Here is a 14917-nt window from a genome sequence, read left to right as displayed (position 1 = left end):
TTGTCGTTGATCGATACGGGCCGAAGCGGCGTCTGGCGCTCGAAACGTCAGCGGCGACGGAACTGGCCGCGCATGGGCGGACGCGGACCGGCGGAACGCTCGTCCTTGTGGCGGAACACGAGGCGGCCCTTCTCGAGGTCGTAGGGCGACATTTCGACGGTGACACGATCGCCCGCCAGAGTCTTGATGCGGTTCTTCTTCATCTTGCCGGCCGTGTAGGCCACGATCTCGTGCCCCTGGTCGAGCTGCACGCGGTAGCGTGCGTCCGGCAGGATCTCGATCACGAGACCGTCGAACTGCATCAATTCTTCTTTCGCCATCCACACTCTCCAAGCGGGACAGCCAGAACGGGGCGACCCGGAATATAAAACGAAGCCGTTCGGCAAAACGCGGCGGGCGGCGGGTCCGATCCCATCGGATGCGCAACACCGGCGAGCGTTGCCCCGACATAATGTTGGGATCGGCGCGAAGCAAGCTTTTCCGGCCCGATGGCGAATCCCATCGACAGGGAAGCATGGAAATCAGCCATCGCCCTTCCGATCGAACACGCGATCGCGCCGGCCGCCGGGACCGTCGATCTCAAGGGTCGATCGTATTGCCCGCGTAATCGATCCGCCCGTCCGGCGTGCGGCGCCAGACCTGCAGGACGTAGGCTGGTTGGCGCGGATCGGCCTTGAGGTCGCCGCGTGCGTCGTAGGCGAGGGGCCCGAGCACCGTCTTCACGGTCGTGCCGTCACGCAGGAAGGCGGCCACCGCCCGGGCGTCCGTCGATCGCGCGCCCAGCATCCCGCCCCGCAGCACCTCCACGGCGGCGTAACCTTGTGCGACGAAGACCTGTGCGGCGAGGATCTCGGCCTCCGGCATGCGCGGCTTCGTCGGGGACGGCTTGACCTCGGGCAGGCGCGTGACGGGCGCCACGGTCATCACCGTGCCGTCGGCCGCGGCGACCTGGGACAGTTCCTTGTCCAGAAGCCCGTCGCTGCCGACGAGGGGCGCGTCGAGACCCGCCTCGCGCATGGCCCGCAGGAGCACGATGGCCTCCGTCGCGAGGCCGCCGAAATAAACGACGTCCACCCGTGCCCGTTTCAGGCGGCCGGCGAGGGCGGACAGATCCTTGTCGCCCCGCGACAGGGCCTCGAAAGCGGCCTCGCCCTGGGCCGCCGCCTTCAGGGTCCGCGCCACGCCATCGACGAGGCCGCGTCCGAAGGTGGTCTTGTCGTGCACGAGGCCGATGCGGCGTCCGGCGAACTGCCTGGCGAGGTAGGCCCCCGCGAGCGCGCTCTGCCCGGCTTCGTTGGCGCCGGTGCGAAACACGTTCCAATGGCCACCGGCCGTCAGGGGCGCCCAGGCGACCCCTGTCGTGACCGCGACGATGCCGGATTCCGCGTAGACCGGAATCGTCGCGCCGGCCACGGCGGCGTTGAGGGGGCCGACGATGAAGCCGATCCGCTCCGCGGCGAACCGACGTGCCACTGCGAGCCCCTGTTTGCCGTCGCCAGCGTCGTCCGCCACCACCAGGACGAGGCGCTGTCCATTGACGCCGCCCGTCCGATTGATCTCGGCGACCGCCTGTTCGGCACCGGCGCGCATCCCCTGCCCGAACGCGGCGTCCTGTCCGGTGAGGGGGGCCGAGAGCCCGATGACGAGGGGACCGGGCTGAGCCTGGGCGGCGCTGGCGAAGAGCGCGAGAGCCACCGCAAAACGTCTCATTGGGCCTGTCCTCGCACCCCGAACCCGGAAAGATGGCGCCAGGATAGGCCGGCGCAAAGCGTGCGCAAGGTTACGTCCTGGCGCTCGGGTCCTGGCGCTCGGGTCCTGGCGCTCGGGTCCTGGCGCTCGGGTCCCGTCGGCCGCATTGTCCTGGCGTCGGGGAAGCTTACCTCCCGTCTTCCGTGTTGCGCGGAGAGGGGCCGTCGTCCCAGATCCCGGAGTCTATCATGCTCTCCACCGAGAACGACATCCTCAGCGCGGCCGAGGCATGGCGCCGTGCCGGACGCGGCGTGGCCCTCGCCACGGTGATCGAGACCTGGGGCTCGGCACCCCGACCCGTGGGCAGTCACCTCGTCGTCGATTCCGAGGGCAACTTCCTCGGCTCCGTCTCGGGGGGCTGTGTCGAAGGCGCGGTCATCACCGAGGGCATGGACGCCATCGCCGATGGGCGGCCGCGCGTCGTCGCGTTCGGCGTCGCCGACGAGACCGCCTGGCGGGTCGGCCTGTCCTGCGGCGGGCGCATCCGCGTCTATGTCGAGCCGGTGGCCTGAGGCCGCCATGCAGCTCGATGTTCTGACCCTTCTCAATGCCGAGCGCGCCGCCCGGCGCGCCGCCATCCTGGTGACCGACCTCGACGGCGGAGCGCAGCGCGTGGTGCGCGAGGCCGAGATTCCCGCCGATCCCCTCGCCGCACTCCTCGCCAAGCGACTGGCGTCGGGCAAGGGCGGTCTCGTCGAGGTCGAGGGCCGCGAGGTCTTCCTCACCGTGCAGGCCCCGCCCGTGCGCCTCGTGATCATCGGCGCCGTGCATATTAGCCAGGCCCTGTGTCCCATGGCGATGGCCCTCGATCTCGCCGTCGCCGTCATCGACCCGCGCACGGCCTTCGCGACCCCCGAGCGCTTTCCCGGGATCGAGCTCGTCACCCTCTGGCCCGACGAGGCCCTGGGCGGTGCCGTCCCGGCCCTCGACCGCTACTGCGCCGTCGCCGCCCTGACGCACGATCCGAAGATCGACGACCCCGCCCTGATGGCGGCCCTGCGCGCCGAGTGCTTCTACGTCGGGGCGCTGGGCTCGCGAAAAACCCATGCGGCCCGCGTCGGGCGGCTCGAACGGGCCGGGTTCCCGCCCGATGCCATCGCGCGGATCGCCGCCCCCATCGGCCTCGACATCGGGGCCGTGAGTCCCGCCGAGATCGCCGTGTCCATCCTCGCTCAGGTCGTGGCGGCGCAGCGCACGCCCCGCGCCGGGGCGCCGGCGTGAGATTCGGGGCGGTCCCGACCCGCGAGGCCGCCGGCCTCATCGCGGCCCATACGGTTCGCGAGCATGGCGTCATCCTGCGCAAGGGGCAGCCGATCCCGGCCGAGGACGCGGCCCGCCTCCATGCGGCGGGCGTGAGGGAGATCGTGGCGGTCAGCCTCGAACCGGGGGATGTCGGCGAGGATGCCGCGGCCGAGCGGCTCGCCCTGCGCCTGGCCGGACCGGGCCTGCGCCGCGATTCGCCGTTCACCGGGCGCTGCAACCTGTTCGCCGGGCAGGCCGGACTCCTCCTCCTCGACCGGGCCGGCATCGACGCCGTGAATGCCGTCGACGAGGCCATCACGGTCGCGACGCTGCCGGCCTTTCGCCCGGTGGCGGCCGGCGAGATGGTCGCCACCGTGAAGATCATCCCGTACGCCGTCGCGGGCGCCGCCCTGGAGCACGCCTGCCGGATCGCGCCCGACAGGGCCGTGCAGGTCGCGCCCTACACGCGCACCCGGGTCGGCGTGGTCTCGACGCTGCTCCCCGGTCTCAAGGATGCGACCGTCGACAAGACCCTGGCGACCCTGGCCCGGCGCCTCGCACCCACGGGGGCGGGAATCGTCGCCGAGTCCCGGGTTCCGCACGAGGCCGGTGCGGTCGGCGCCGCGATCCGGGCCCGCGTGGCGGAGGGCGCCGACCTCGTGGTGGTGTTCGGCGCCTCCGCCATCACCGACCGGCGCGACGTGATTCCGGCGGGAATCGAGTCCGCCGGCGGTCGGATCGACCACCTCGGCATGCCCGTCGATCCGGGCAACCTCCTGCTCGTCGGGGCGCTCGGCGCGGTCCCGGTGATCGGCGCGCCCGGCTGTGCCCGGTCGCCGAAGGAGAACGGGTTCGACTGGATCCTGCACCGGCTGCTCGCCGGGCTCGCCGTCACCCGCGCCGACATCGTCGGCCTCGGGGTCGGCGGCCTTCTCATGGAGATCGGGTCGCGGCCCCAGCCCCGTTCCGGCGGGACCCCGGCCGACGACGATGACCACTGACTTCGGGCTCGTGCTCCTGGCCGCCGGGCGCGGCACCCGGTTCGGTCCGGCGCCGAAGCTCCTGAGCCTCCTCGACGGCGAGCCCCTGGTGCGCCACGCGGCGCGGGCCGCCCTGGCCGCGCGGCTCGGTCCGGTGGTGGCGGTGCTCGGCGCCCATGGGCCGGCCGTGCGCGCGGCCCTGGAAGGGCTCGACCTCACCTGCATCGACAACCCGGCCCATGGGGAAGGTCTGTCCACGTCGCTGCGGGTCGGCCTCGATGCGCTGCCCGCCGCGGACGCGATCCTCGTGCTGCTCGGCGACATGCCACGGATCGGGCCCCACCACCTCATCGCCCTGGCGGACGCCTTCGCCGAGGGCGATCCGGCGGCTGTCGTGCCCGTCCATGACGGACAGCGCGGCAATCCGGTGCTGCTCGATCGCCGGCGCCTCGGCGCCGATCTCGCCACGCTCGCGGGCGATCAGGGCGCGGGCCGCCTCCTGGCCCGGCGCACGGACGTCCGTGAAGTGCCCATGGACAGGGCCGTGCTTCAGGACGTCGATACGCCCGAAGCCCTCGCCGGCCTATGACCCGTCGGGATCGGCCTTGCCGCGCTTGGCCTCGGCCCGGCAGCGGTCCGAGCAGTAGCGCACCTCGTCCCAGACCCGCTCCCACTTCTTGCGCCACGCGAACGGCTTTCGGCAGTTCACGCAGGTCTTGGTGGGAAGGTCGGATTTCTTGCGCATCCGCGCCATGGAAGGGTCCTGATGGAAGGGTCCTGCATGAACGGGCCCCGATGTCGCCGGGTCGTTGTCTCGGTCGAAGGTCGTATCCGGCCCCGAATGGCTGTCTCTGAGACTTCGGCGTCCGGTCACCGCCCGAGATGATCGACTTCCGTCACCGCTATCGGGCTCCACCGGTTGAGCTGAATGTAGCCGTCCCGGGCCGCGATGACGACGTGGCGGCGGTAGCGGTGGACCACCGTGCCGGGGGTATGCCGATGGGCTTCGCGCCAGCCTTCCGCAGACGCCACGTAGATGCGGCCGTCACCGAGCCGCGCGATGGTCTCGATGGTCCCGAAGGCACGCACCCGCCGCAGGATCGCGTCCACGTCGCTGCGGAAATCGAGGGTCCGGTCGGCGTCGGTGACGCGCGGCCAGTACGAACCCTCGCCCTGGGGCTCGGCCCTGCGCCAGCGGGCCGGCAGATCGCGGGCGATGGGACCGGCGGCGAGGCGGCGCGCGGCGAGCTGACACTTGGAGAGCAGGCTCTCGTGGGTCTCGTGGTCCGACAGGGCGAAACGCTCCTGGGCGATGATGTCACCGGTGTCGAAGCCCTCCTCGCCGAGCACGTGGGCGGTGACCCCCCATTCGGTGTGGGCGTCGGCCACCGCCTTGAACAACGGATATGGGCCGCGCCCCATGGGCAGGGGCGATGGGTGGATGTTGACGCCGTAGGCCGCCAGTCCGCGCCAGCCCCGGATCAGCCAGGGATAACCCGCCACCACCAGGGCCCAGTCCTGCCCATGCTCCTGCGCCAGGGCCTGCATGTCGGGGGCCTTGATGCGCGAGAGCTGCATCGGCACGCGGTGCCGCCGCGCCTGGGCGACCACCACCTCGTTGTGATCGTAGATCCCGTCGCAGGGGCGGGTGAACAGCTTGATCGGCGTCCAGCCCGCCTCCACGAGGCTCTCGAACACGCCCCCGAGGAAATCGATGCCGGCGAAGGCGAACTTCATGGGCGTGTCTCGCTGAAGGGGCTGCGACGCCACGGATGGGGCGATCCGGGTGAGGGACGCTCCACGTCGCCCCCGCGTGCCTTACCTAATCCATCGCGAACGGAATGGGAGCGGGCATGAAGCGGGTCATCCTCTATGGCGGAACGGGCGGTATCGGCCGGGCGACGGCGACGGCCCTACGCCGACGCGGCTATCGCCTGCACCTCGCGGCCCGCGATGCCGGGCGCCTGGAGGCGGCGGCCTCGGAACTCGGGGAGACGACCTTCACCGCCGGCGACGTCACCGATCCGGACTTCTTCAAGACGGTCACGGAGGAGGCCGGACCGGAACTCGGCGGATTGGTCTACGCCGTCGGGACCATCAACCTGCGGCCCCTGGCCAAACTGACGATCCAGGATGCCGAAGCCGATTTTCGCATCAATGCGCTGGGGGCGTTCCTGGCCATCCAGTCCGCCGCACCCGTGCTCAAGGCCTCCGCCGGCGAAGCCGGGGTCGGGGTGGTCCTGTTCTCCACGGTGGCTGTGGCACAGGGCTTCCCGGCGCATGCCTCCGTCGCCATGGCCAAGGGCGCGGTGGAAGGCCTGGCCCTCTCGCTCGCAGCAGAACTGAGCCCGCAGATCCGCGTCAACGTCGTCGCGCCGTCGCTGACCCGTACGCCGCTCTCGGCATCCATCACGAATAGCGCCACCCTGGCGTCGGGGATCGCCGCGATGCACGCCCTGCAGCGCCTCGGTACACCGGAGGACATCGCCGGCCTCGCGAGCTTCCTCGTCTCGGAGGAGGCCGCCTGGATCACCGGTCAGGTGGTCGGCGTCGATGGTGGCCGCTCGGCCCTTCGCACCAAGGGGTGAGCCGGTGCGGGCCTCACCACGGCGTCCAGACGGTGAGGCTCACATAGGGGCTGGCCGAGTCCCGCGGTTCGAACTGCAGGCCCGCCGAGGTGCGTAGGCTGAAGCGGCCGACGGTGAAATCCGTCGCGTGTACGCCGAGGTTCCATTTCCGGTAGCCGGTGTGGTCGGCGTAGAGGGCGAGTTCGGGCCCCAGATAGGGATTCCAGCCGCGCCACGGTTCCACCTGCCATCCCCAGGACAAGCGTCCCCACGCGGCGGTCCGCGACGTATCGAGGATCGCCGTGATGGTGAGGAGCGTCGCTTCGGCTGGCCGGGCCCAGACCTCGCCGTGGAGCCGGGCGCCGACGCGGGCCGGTTCCAAGCGGGACACGCCCCCCCTCGTCACGGCTTCGATGGAGCCTTCGGCCCCCGCATAGGCGGCAAGGACGCCCCAATCGTAGAACCACTGGTAGCCGACCACCGCCGCCGCCGTGGCCGTCTCCCGCCGGCCCGTTCCTTCCCGTCGCGTGCCGGCCCCGAGGCTCGCGAGGGCGACGAACCCCTCCCGGTCGATCCGGTCGAGGGCGACTTTGGCACCGGCGCTGACGAAGGTCGACGGACCCGTCTCGAGGCTTCCGAACAGGAGCAGCGAGACTGGATCGTCCTGAGCCTGCACGATTCCGGAGGCGAGGACCGTCGGCACGAGGCCGACCACCGCCACCCGAACGGCGCGCACGCGCGATCGTCTTCGCAATGGTCCGTCGTTCGTCACATCCGATGATTCCCAAAGGGTGCGACGAGATTAGCATAAAATCAGAGATTGTATTGATCGAAGTCGTGATCGTAGAGGTTTATGCAGCCAGATATCTCTATCGCCCAAGAAACGATGAGGTTGATTACTTGAGGTAATAATTACACGAGATATCCAACCTCTGGTCGCTGGTCGTCACGGGTGCGTCCCGGCACATCGGCACCCGTGCCGGCCCCACCCGTCCGCTTGGCGCCGGAGTCCGACTAGGTTACAGCCCGCGACAGGACCGTCGCCAATGGCCGAGCTTTCTTGTCACCAGGTGCCCGAACTTCCGAAGTGCTGACCGTCCTCGCCGAGCAGGAGAGCGAACGGCTGACCGTCGGCGACATCGTCGCGGTGTTGCAGGACCGTGCCTTCGCCCTGCTGATCGTCATCCTCGGCTTGCCGAACTGCCTGCCGATGCCGCCGCCGATTCCCTTGGTGTGCGGATTGCTGCTTCTGCTCGTGGCGGTCCAGATCACGGCCGGCATGGCCTCCCCGTGGCTTCCGCGTGTCCTCCTGCGGCGCTCCGTCGCCCGCAAGGATGTCGAGCGGGCCGCAAGCCGGGCCGTCCCCCTGCTCAGGCGTCTCGAGAAGTGGTCGCGCCCGCGCATGAGCTTGTTCGAGACGGGCCTCGGCCTGCGCGGCGTCGGCCTGATCCTGCTCACCCTGTCCCTGGCGCTCATCGTCGCCGCCCCCATCGTCGGGCAGATTCCCCTCGGGCTCGCGATCTGCCTCGTCGGTCTCGGCTTGGTCGAGCGCGACGGCGTCGTCGTGATGTTCGGCCTCGGCGTCGGGGCACTCGGCGTTCTGCTGAATGCGGGCTTCGTCTATGCCCTCGTGTCGGGCATCATGAGCCTGTTCAACCTGTAGGGACGTCCAGCCGCCGGCCGAGGCGACGGGTGTGTGGGCCGGATGCGTGGGGTTTCGTTCCGCACCGCTTACCCTTCGAGGTGGCGCGGCCGGATGAGGCGGCGCACCAGGCCGCCGCGGGGACCGATCAGCAGCGAGACCACGTAGAGGGCGCCGGCGGCCAGCACGATCGCGGGGCCGGTCGGAAGGTCGGCCCGGTACGAGAGCGTCAAGCCGGCGACGCTCGCCATCATCGCGCACACCACCGAGACGGGGATCATCCCACTGAGGTCCGTCGCCCAGAAGCGGGCGGTGATCGCCGGGAGAAGCATCAGGCCCACGGCCAGAAGCGTCCCGAGCGCCTGGAAACCACCCACGAGATTGAGCACCACCAGCCCGAGGAAGGCGTAGTGCACCGGCCCGCCGGCGCGGCTCACCGTACGCAGGAACAGGGGGTCGACGCATTCCATGACCAGCGGGCGGTAGAGCGCCGCGAGGCCGAACAGGGTGATGGTCGCGATGCCGCCGAGCAGCAGGAGCGCCGGGTCGTCGAGGGCCAGCACCGTTCCGAACAGGATGTGCAGCAGGTCGATCTGCGAACCGCGGAGCGAGATCAGCACCACGCCGGCGGCGAGGGAGATGAGGTAGAAGGCCGCCAGGCTCGCATCTTCCTTGATGATGGTGGAGCGTGTGACGGCCCCCGCCAGCAGGGCCACGGCGAGACCGGCCGCGAGCCCCCCGAGGGTCATCGCCGGCAGGGACAGGCCCGCCACGAGGAAGCCGACGGCCGCCCCCGGCAGGACGGCGTGGCTCATGGCGTCGCTCATTAAACTCATGCGCCGCAGCATCAGGAACACGCCCACGGGCGGAGCCGAAAGGGACAGGGCGAGGCACCCCACGAGGGCGCGTCGCATGAAGCCGAATTCGACGAACGGGCCGAACAGGCCATCGATCAGGGTGTCGATCACGGAGCGTCCCGATGGGCGTGGTCCCGAGCCTGTCCGTGGCTGTGCGGGTGGGCATGCGTGTGGGAGTGGGTATGCGTGTCGGGGTGGGCATGCGAATGGGCGTGCGGGTGCGGATGCGCCTCGGCGACCCCGCCGGCCGACCGGCCGCAGATCGCCGCATCCTCGTCCCACGCCTCCGACAGGGCTTGGGCGCGGGCGAGATTGTCCGCGGTCAGCACCGCGTCAGTCGGGCCCCATGCCACCGGTTCGCGGGCCAGCAGCAGGGTCTGGGGGAAGTGGCTACGAACCTGGGTGAGGTCGTGCAGGGCGGCGACGATGGTCCGGCCCTGGCGGTGCCAAGCACCGATGAGGCGCAGGAGATCCGCGCTCGTGCGTCCGTCGACGCCGGTGAACGGCTCGTCGAGGAGAATGATGCGGGCATCCTGGACGATGAGGCGGGCGAAGAGGGCGCGCTGGAACTGGCCGCCCGACAGGGTGCCGATCGGCCGATCCTCGAAGCCGACGAGGCCGACGGCGGACAGCGCCTCCACCAGGGTGTCGCGGTAGGGCGCAGCCCGGCGCCATGGTCCGATCCGGTGCCACAATCCCATGGCCACGAGGTCGAGGACGCGTAGGGGGAAGCCCCGGTCGATCTCCGCCGATTGCGGCAGGTAGGCGAGGGCATCGGCGCGACCCGAGCGGTCGATCCGGCCGTCGAGACACGGGACTTCGCCAACGATGCCCTTCAAAAGCGTCGATTTTCCGGCCCCGTTGGGACCCACGAGGGCGAGCAGCGCGCCGGGCTGGATCGTGCCGTCGAGGTGGTGCACGGCCGGGTGGCGATCGTAGCCGAGGGTCAGGCCGTGGAGCGCGATGGCGCCCGTCGGCGGGCTCACGCCAACACCCACAGCACGGCGCCCCAGAGCAGGGCTGCCAGCACCGCGGCCACGGCGAAGCGGAGATGCGCCCCCGCCTGGAACAGCGAGCGGCGGGGCAGGGGATTGGAACGGGTCACGGGAAGGGGCAATCGGACCGGACGGGCGCGTCGGCTTACGTTGCGCGCTGATACACTGTAACATCCCACGAGTTCAACGGGCCGGAGCCGCCGGCTCGCCTCAGTGTCTCTCACGAAACTCCCGCTGCACCGCCGGGCTCAGGGCGAGAACCGGCGGGGATCGGGAGTTCTGTGAGGCACTCTCACGGGGATCGGGAGCCCATGCAGGATCACGCGGGCACGCACACCGAGGCAGGCTGTTGCGGCCATAACGGCCCCGGCGAAGCCCTGGCGCGGGCAGAGGCCATGTGCCGGGCGCGCGACCTCCAGTTCACCCGCCTGCGCCGGGACGTCCTCGCGGTGGTGGCGTCCCAGGCGCGTCCGCTCGGCGCCTACGACATCGCCGAGCGCCTGAGCGGATCGGGCAAGCGCGTGGCGGCCGTCTCGGTCTATCGGGCCCTCGATTTTCTCACGGAGAACGGCCTCGTCCACCGCATCGCCAGCCGCAACGCCTTCGTTTCGTGCGGGCATACGCACACGGACGGCGCCGGTCTCGTCTTCCTGATCTGCCGAAACTGCGGCTCCATCGACGAGACCACCTCGCCCGAGATCGAGGATCAGCTCGGCCGCACCTTGGCCAAGGTGGGGTTCAAGCCGTCGAGCCGCATCCTCGAGGTCGAGGGCGAGTGCGGCGCCTGCCTCGGCAAGCCCGCCGAGGGCTGATCGAGGCCGGCACCGGACGCTCCTGCCTTCAGAACGCGTTGTTGTAGGCGCGCGGCGAGACCACCGTCTGGACCATGATCCTGAGATCGAGCCAGATCGACCAATTGTCGATGTAGTACAGGTCGTGGGCGACGCGTCGCTCCATGTCGAGGTCGGTCAGGGTCTCGCCCCGCAGGCCGTTCACCTGTGCCCAGCCGGTGATGCCCGGCATCACGTTGTGGCGGCGAGCGTAGTGGGCGATCCGGCGCTCGAAGCTGCGGTCGTGGGCGAGCGCATGGGGGCGGGGACCGACCAACGCCATCTCGCCGCGCAGGACGTTGATGAGCTGGGGCAGCTCGTCGATGTTGGAGCGGCGCAGCACCGCACCGATGCGGGTGATGCGGGAATCGTTGCGCGACGCCTGACGGAAGACCGAATCGCCCTCCGTCTTCATGCTGCGGAACTTGTAGACGCCGAACGGCTGCTGGTTGAAGCCGTAGCGCCGCTGGCGGAAGAACACCGGCCCCGGGCTGTCGAGCTTGATCAGGACCGCGACGGCGGCGAACAGCGGCGCCAGCATCACCAGGGCGGTGGCCGCCAGGGTGAGGTCGACGGTCCGCTTCAGCAGGATTTCGCCGGCCTGGAGGGGGCGTCGCCCGATGCTCAGCCCCGAAAGGCGCCCGACGCGGCCGGGCTTCAGATCGGGGAAGCGATCCATCACCGAGCCCGGGCGCAGGTGAAGGGCCGCGGGAACGCGCAGGAACGCGTCGATGCAGCGCTCGATGTCGCTGGCGTCGGACCACGGGACCAGGATGAACACGTCGTCCGGGCGCAGGAAGCGCACCACCGAGACGGCGAGGTCGAGGTCCTCGGCGATCCGCGTCTCACGGGCGAGGGTGTCGTCCCCGGCCTCGATCCGCCGCAGGTAGCTCGTTCCGATGACCCGGAGACCCAACGCGTCCGTATCGTTGTGGGCATAGAACCGGGCGATGTCCTCCTCGAACCCGACGAGATGGATGCGGTTGACGGAGGCCGAGCCCGGGGTGATCGCCCGGCGCACCAGGGCGGTCATGCCGAAGCGCACGGCGAGCATCGTCGGAAGTCCGGCGAGGAAGAAGCCCAGGGAGACGATGCGCGAGAAGTCGTTCGTGGTCTTCGTCACGAAGCCGAGGATCAGCACCACGGCCCAGGCCGAAACCCACAGGGTCGCCGCGCGTCGCAGGTGCGGACCGTGGGAGAGGGCGGTCTCGATGCTGTACTCCTCCCGCGTCAGGTTGGTGAGGAGCACGATCATCGCCACGAGGCCGGCGATCTGCGATCCGCCGCTCACGCCGCTCGGCGGGAACTCGCCCAGCACCCCGAACGAGTACGCGACATCCACCGCGTAGGCGGTGCCGACGATGGTCAGGAGATCGGCCATCGCCACGGCCGTGGAGATGCCGAGGCGGAAGGCGGCACGCCTGCGCCGGGGCAGAAGTGCCGCCCAGACATCGCGACGCGCATCGGTCGTCATCGGCACGGCCTGCGGCGCAGTCTGGTAGATCTTCTGGATCGGTTCCTGAAACATCTGGAGTGCCATGTCCCGTCGTGAGGCGGAAAGTGTCCCAAATCGCGCCGGTGACCGGAGCGATCGAGGTTTCGTGGGATCGCTGCGCAATCTCCGGACCTTCCCGCCCGCCGCAAGAGACATGATGCGGCCGCCTGCTCGTGATTAACCATCCTGCCTTTGTCCCGCAATCGAACGAAAACTTATCCACGGACAAGTCTCGGCGTGATTGCCGCCGGCCCTGGTCTTCCACGGTTCGGGACTCTAGAGGCGTGTTCGCGGGCTGAGCATGGACCATCGTCGTCCGTTCGGTTCATTCCGGGGTCGGCTTTGCCGAGACGAAACGGGTGATGGGCGCGACGGCACGGCGTTCTCCGAGCCTCGCCCGGCCCTTCGCATCGGTGGCTTTCGGCACGGTCATGATCGCGACACCGATGACGCTCATCGGGGCGGCGGCCGCCCATATGCCGCGGCCAGGAATGCGTCGGGAATCGCCCATGACAGGAGCCATCGAACCAGCCATCGGCGACCCGCCGCAGGCGCCGGCCGTGCGGGACCGTGCCGCGGGCGTGTCCGGTCCGGCCTTCGCGGTTCTCGGGGCGCTCAGCCTGTCGCACCTCCTCAACGATCTCGTGCAATCCCTCCTGCCGGCGATCTATCCGCTCCTGAAGACCCAGTTCCGGCTCGATTTCGGACAGATCGGCCTCATCACCTTCGTGTTCCAGGTGACCGCGTCGGTGCTACAACCGGTGGTCGGCATCTACACGGACCGCAGGCCGCTGCCGTTTTCCCTGGCGTTCGGCATGGGTTCGTCCCTCGTCGGCCTCCTCCTGCTGTCGGTGGCGTGGGAGTACGGACTGCTTCTCCTGGCGGCCGGCCTCGTGGGCTTCGGCTCGGCGGTGTTCCATCCCGAGGCGACCCGCGTCGCCCGCCTCGCCTCGGGCGGACGCTACGGCCTCGCCCAGTCGGTGTTCCAGGTCGGCGGCAATGCCGGCACGGCACTCGGACCCCTGCTGGCGGCCTTCGTGGTGGTGCCGCACGGGCAGGGGAGCGTCGCCTGGTTCTCCCTCGTCGCGCTCGCGGGGATCTGCGTGCTCGCCCTCGTCGGACAATGGTACGCCGGACGGCTTCGCGCAGTCCCGCGTCCCGCCACCCGCGCCGGTGCCCCGGCCGCAAGCGTCCTGTCGCGCCGGCGGGTCGGCCTCACCATCGCAATCCTGTTGACGTTGATCTTCTCGAAATACTTCTATCTGGCGAGCTTCTCGTCCTACTACACCTTCTACCTGATCCAGCGCTTCGGCGTGTCCGTGGCCCAGTCGCAGATCTACCTGTTCGTGTTCCTCGGTGCGGTGGCGGCGGGCACCATCCTGGGCGGCCCCATCGGCGACCGCTTCGGACGCAAGCCCGTGATCTGGGGGTCGATCCTGGGGGTCCTGCCCTTCACCCTGGCCCTGCCGCACGCCGACCTCGTCTGGACGGTGGTGCTGACGGTGCCCATCGGGATGATCCTGGCCTCGGCGATGCCGGCGATCCTCGTCTACGCGCAGGAGCTCCTGCCCGGCCGGATCGGTCTGGTCGGTGGATTGTTCTTCGGCTTCGCGTTCGGCATGGGCGGGCTCGGCGCTGCGGTTCTCGGGGAGGTGGCCGATCACGCCGGCATCGCCACGGTCTATGCGCTCTGCGCCTACTTGCCGCTCATCGGGCTCGCGGCGGTCTTCCTGCCGCGGCTGGCCCGGTGAACCGTATCTTGCTCGGTGAACCGTATCCTGCCCGACCGGGGCCGGCACTTCTGCGCCGGTCCCGTTCGGGGTACCCTCGGAGAGATGTCAGGCCGGGGGGTTCACCGCGCCGCCCAAGGTCTGAATCGTCTCGAAGCCTTCGAATTGCGGATGACCGAGGTAGAGCGGCTTCGTCGTGGGCACCCGGCCATGCGCTTTGCGGAACTGCTCCGAGCGCGTCCATGATTCGAAATCGGATTTCGAGGCCCAGACCGTGTGTGATGCGTACAGCACGTGGTCCTCGTGCTCGGGACCGCGGAGCAGATGGAATTCCACGAAGCCCGGCATCTCGCCCAATTGGCTGTCCCGCCCGAGCCAAACCTGCTCGAAATCATCGGTGGAGTCCTTGACGACTTTGAAGCGATTCATCGCGATATACATGATAAGGTTCCACGTTTCCCGATGAGGTTCGGGTCGACCGACATCCTAGCCCGGCCGATGCGACAACCGGAAGTACCACTCCATGGCGTCAATCATCTTACCCAGCCTACCGCGAAGGCCGCTTCGTCCCAAGGGAACGCTTGCCTTTCGGTCCGGCTTTGTGGTCAAGCTACCGCCGCGATGGGGTTTTGGTCGAAAACGAGTAAAATGACTGTAACCACCAGGGGGAACGGTACGCTGAGCTTCTCCGCCGATCCATTAGAGCGCACGTTATCATGGATCGGGCGCCCGAACTCAATCGAGGGTCGTACGGTACCGGGCGACACGCTTCCTTTCGATCAGTTTCCGTCATTGGTCCAGGCGGCAGCGTCCATCTAACCTAAGGACTG

At 69.5% G+C, this 14917-nt stretch carries 18 protein-coding genes; 8 read left to right on the top strand and 10 right to left on the bottom strand.

Annotated features, from left to right (window positions below):
- Window positions 1-47: 47 nt before the first annotated feature.
- Window positions 48-320 (bottom strand): translation initiation factor IF-1, encoded by a 273-nt coding sequence (gene infA / locus ASF25_RS10385; RefSeq protein WP_055947419.1) that lies wholly within the window; start codon window positions 318-320, stop codon window positions 48-50.
- Window positions 321-579: 259 nt separating this feature from the next.
- Complete coding sequence (locus tag ASF25_RS10380) at window positions 580-1710, bottom strand: branched-chain amino acid ABC transporter substrate-binding protein (protein ID WP_056304525.1); 1131 nt, start codon at window positions 1708-1710, stop codon at window positions 580-582.
- 227 nt (window positions 1711-1937) lie between these two features.
- On the opposite strand from ASF25_RS10380, the gene ASF25_RS10375 reads away from it, so the two are divergent.
- Genes ASF25_RS10375 through ASF25_RS10360 form a run of 4 tightly spaced genes read left to right on the top strand, consistent with a single transcriptional unit; the run spans window position 1938 to window position 4560 of the window.
- A complete protein-coding gene (locus tag ASF25_RS10375) occupies window positions 1938-2261 on the top strand; it encodes an XdhC family protein (protein ID WP_056260757.1) in 324 nt (107 codons plus the stop codon).
- Between the two features lie 7 nt (window positions 2262-2268).
- Window positions 2269-2970: an XdhC family protein gene (locus ASF25_RS10370; RefSeq protein ID WP_056304524.1), complete on the top strand. Its 702-nt coding sequence runs from the start codon at window positions 2269-2271 to the stop codon at window positions 2968-2970.
- Window positions 2967-3992: a molybdopterin-binding protein gene (locus ASF25_RS10365; protein ID WP_056304523.1), complete on the top strand. Its 1026-nt coding sequence runs from the start codon at window positions 2967-2969 to the stop codon at window positions 3990-3992. Before ASF25_RS10370 ends, ASF25_RS10365 begins: the two co-directional genes overlap by 4 nt.
- The gene (locus ASF25_RS10360) at window positions 3982-4560 is read left to right on the top strand and encodes a nucleotidyltransferase family protein (RefSeq protein WP_056170342.1); all 579 of its coding nucleotides are present in this window, start codon (window positions 3982-3984) and stop codon (window positions 4558-4560) included. Before ASF25_RS10365 ends, ASF25_RS10360 begins: the two co-directional genes overlap by 11 nt.
- On the opposite strand, the gene ASF25_RS21900 is transcribed toward ASF25_RS10360, so the two are convergent.
- Complete coding sequence (locus ASF25_RS21900) at window positions 4555-4725, bottom strand: DUF2256 domain-containing protein (RefSeq protein ID WP_082478927.1); 171 nt, start codon at window positions 4723-4725, stop codon at window positions 4555-4557. The genes ASF25_RS10360 and ASF25_RS21900 overlap by 6 nt on opposite strands.
- A 116-nt stretch (window positions 4726-4841) precedes the next feature.
- A complete protein-coding gene (locus tag ASF25_RS10355; RefSeq protein ID WP_056170338.1) occupies window positions 4842-5708 on the bottom strand; it encodes a formyltransferase family protein in 867 nt (288 codons plus the stop codon).
- 116 nt (window positions 5709-5824) lie between these two features.
- Here ASF25_RS10355 and ASF25_RS10350 point away from each other — a divergent pair, with 116 nt between their 5' ends.
- Window positions 5825-6559 carry an SDR family oxidoreductase gene (locus ASF25_RS10350; RefSeq protein ID WP_056170335.1) on the top strand — a complete coding sequence of 245 codons (735 nt, stop codon included), beginning with the start codon at window positions 5825-5827 and terminating at the stop codon, window positions 6557-6559.
- Window positions 6560-6572: 13 nt separating this feature from the next.
- On the opposite strand, the gene bcsS is transcribed toward ASF25_RS10350, so the two are convergent.
- The gene (gene bcsS, locus ASF25_RS10345; RefSeq protein ID WP_244472971.1) at window positions 6573-7274 is read right to left on the bottom strand and encodes a cellulose biosynthesis protein BcsS; all 702 of its coding nucleotides are present in this window, start codon (window positions 7272-7274) and stop codon (window positions 6573-6575) included.
- Between the two features lie 324 nt (window positions 7275-7598).
- Here bcsS and ASF25_RS10340 point away from each other — a divergent pair, with 324 nt between their 5' ends.
- Complete coding sequence (locus ASF25_RS10340) at window positions 7599-8201, top strand: exopolysaccharide biosynthesis protein (RefSeq protein WP_056170334.1); 603 nt, start codon at window positions 7599-7601, stop codon at window positions 8199-8201.
- A gap of 68 nt (window positions 8202-8269) precedes the next feature.
- Here ASF25_RS10340 and ASF25_RS10335 read toward each other — a convergent pair whose 3' ends face one another.
- Genes ASF25_RS10335 through ASF25_RS23885 form a run of 3 tightly spaced genes read right to left on the bottom strand, consistent with a single transcriptional unit; the run spans window position 8270 to window position 10142 of the window.
- Window positions 8270-9094: a metal ABC transporter permease gene (locus ASF25_RS10335; RefSeq protein ID WP_082478958.1), complete on the bottom strand. Its 825-nt coding sequence runs from the start codon at window positions 9092-9094 to the stop codon at window positions 8270-8272.
- Window positions 9095-9144: 50 nt separating this feature from the next.
- Entirely contained in the window at window positions 9145-10023 is an 879-nt protein-coding gene (locus ASF25_RS10330) for an ABC transporter ATP-binding protein (RefSeq protein WP_056304522.1), read from the bottom strand.
- Window positions 10020-10142 (bottom strand): hypothetical protein, encoded by a 123-nt coding sequence (locus tag ASF25_RS23885; RefSeq protein WP_277996233.1) that lies wholly within the window; start codon window positions 10140-10142, stop codon window positions 10020-10022. Before ASF25_RS23885 ends, ASF25_RS10330 begins: the two co-directional genes overlap by 4 nt.
- A 201-nt stretch (window positions 10143-10343) precedes the next feature.
- On the opposite strand from ASF25_RS23885, the gene ASF25_RS10325 reads away from it, so the two are divergent.
- Window positions 10344-10844, top strand: coding sequence for a Fur family transcriptional regulator (locus ASF25_RS10325; RefSeq protein ID WP_056304521.1), 501 nt, complete (start codon window positions 10344-10346; stop codon window positions 10842-10844).
- Between the two features lie 28 nt (window positions 10845-10872).
- Here ASF25_RS10325 and ASF25_RS10320 read toward each other — a convergent pair whose 3' ends face one another.
- Window positions 10873-12336 (bottom strand): sugar transferase, encoded by a 1464-nt coding sequence (locus ASF25_RS10320; protein WP_056304604.1) that lies wholly within the window; start codon window positions 12334-12336, stop codon window positions 10873-10875.
- Window positions 12337-12866: 530 nt separating this feature from the next.
- Here ASF25_RS10320 and ASF25_RS10315 point away from each other — a divergent pair.
- A complete protein-coding gene (locus ASF25_RS10315) occupies window positions 12867-14108 on the top strand; it encodes an MFS transporter (protein WP_156368930.1) in 1242 nt (413 codons plus the stop codon).
- An 87-nt stretch (window positions 14109-14195) separates the two neighbouring features.
- Here the strand turns inward: ASF25_RS10315 and ASF25_RS10310 are convergent, their stop codons facing one another.
- On the bottom strand, window positions 14196-14528 hold the full coding sequence (locus ASF25_RS10310; protein ID WP_056304520.1) for an antibiotic biosynthesis monooxygenase: 333 nt from the start codon (window positions 14526-14528) through the stop codon (window positions 14196-14198).
- Between the last annotated feature and the right edge of the window lie 389 nt (window positions 14529-14917).

It is taken from the genome of Methylobacterium sp. Leaf100, assembly GCF_001422845.1.
In the GTDB taxonomy this organism is placed as follows: Bacteria; Pseudomonadota; Alphaproteobacteria; order Rhizobiales; family Beijerinckiaceae; genus Methylobacterium.
Note: the sequence above shows the minus strand (reverse complement) of the source record. Positions and strands in the feature narration are given on the sequence as shown.

Excerpts from the sequence above, each read along its gene's own strand:
- infA (WP_055947419.1), bottom strand. The coding sequence starts at position 320 with ATGGCGAAAGAAGAATTGATGCAGTTCGACGGTCTCGTGATCGAGATC.
- ASF25_RS10380 (WP_056304525.1), bottom strand. The coding sequence starts at position 1,710 with ATGAGACGTTTTGCGGTGGCTCTCGCGCTCTTCGCCAGCGCCGCCCAG.
- ASF25_RS10375 (WP_056260757.1), top strand. The coding sequence starts at position 1,938 with ATGCTCTCCACCGAGAACGACATCCTCAGCGCGGCCGAGGCATGGCGC.
- ASF25_RS10370 (WP_056304524.1), top strand. The coding sequence starts at position 2,269 with ATGCAGCTCGATGTTCTGACCCTTCTCAATGCCGAGCGCGCCGCCCGG.
- ASF25_RS10360 (WP_056170342.1), top strand. The coding sequence starts at position 3,982 with ATGACCACTGACTTCGGGCTCGTGCTCCTGGCCGCCGGGCGCGGCACC.
- ASF25_RS21900 (WP_082478927.1), bottom strand. The coding sequence starts at position 4,725 with ATGGCGCGGATGCGCAAGAAATCCGACCTTCCCACCAAGACCTGCGTG.
- ASF25_RS10355 (WP_056170338.1), bottom strand. The coding sequence starts at position 5,708 with ATGAAGTTCGCCTTCGCCGGCATCGATTTCCTCGGGGGCGTGTTCGAG.
- ASF25_RS10350 (WP_056170335.1), top strand. The coding sequence starts at position 5,825 with ATGAAGCGGGTCATCCTCTATGGCGGAACGGGCGGTATCGGCCGGGCG.
- ASF25_RS10335 (WP_082478958.1), bottom strand. The coding sequence starts at position 9,094 with ATGCGACGCGCCCTCGTGGGGTGCCTCGCCCTGTCCCTTTCGGCTCCG.
- ASF25_RS10325 (WP_056304521.1), top strand. The coding sequence starts at position 10,344 with ATGCAGGATCACGCGGGCACGCACACCGAGGCAGGCTGTTGCGGCCAT.
- ASF25_RS10320 (WP_056304604.1), bottom strand. The coding sequence starts at position 12,336 with ATGACGACCGATGCGCGTCGCGATGTCTGGGCGGCACTTCTGCCCCGG.
- ASF25_RS10315 (WP_156368930.1), top strand. The coding sequence starts at position 12,867 with ATGACAGGAGCCATCGAACCAGCCATCGGCGACCCGCCGCAGGCGCCG.
- ASF25_RS10310 (WP_056304520.1), bottom strand. The coding sequence starts at position 14,528 with ATGTATATCGCGATGAATCGCTTCAAAGTCGTCAAGGACTCCACCGAT.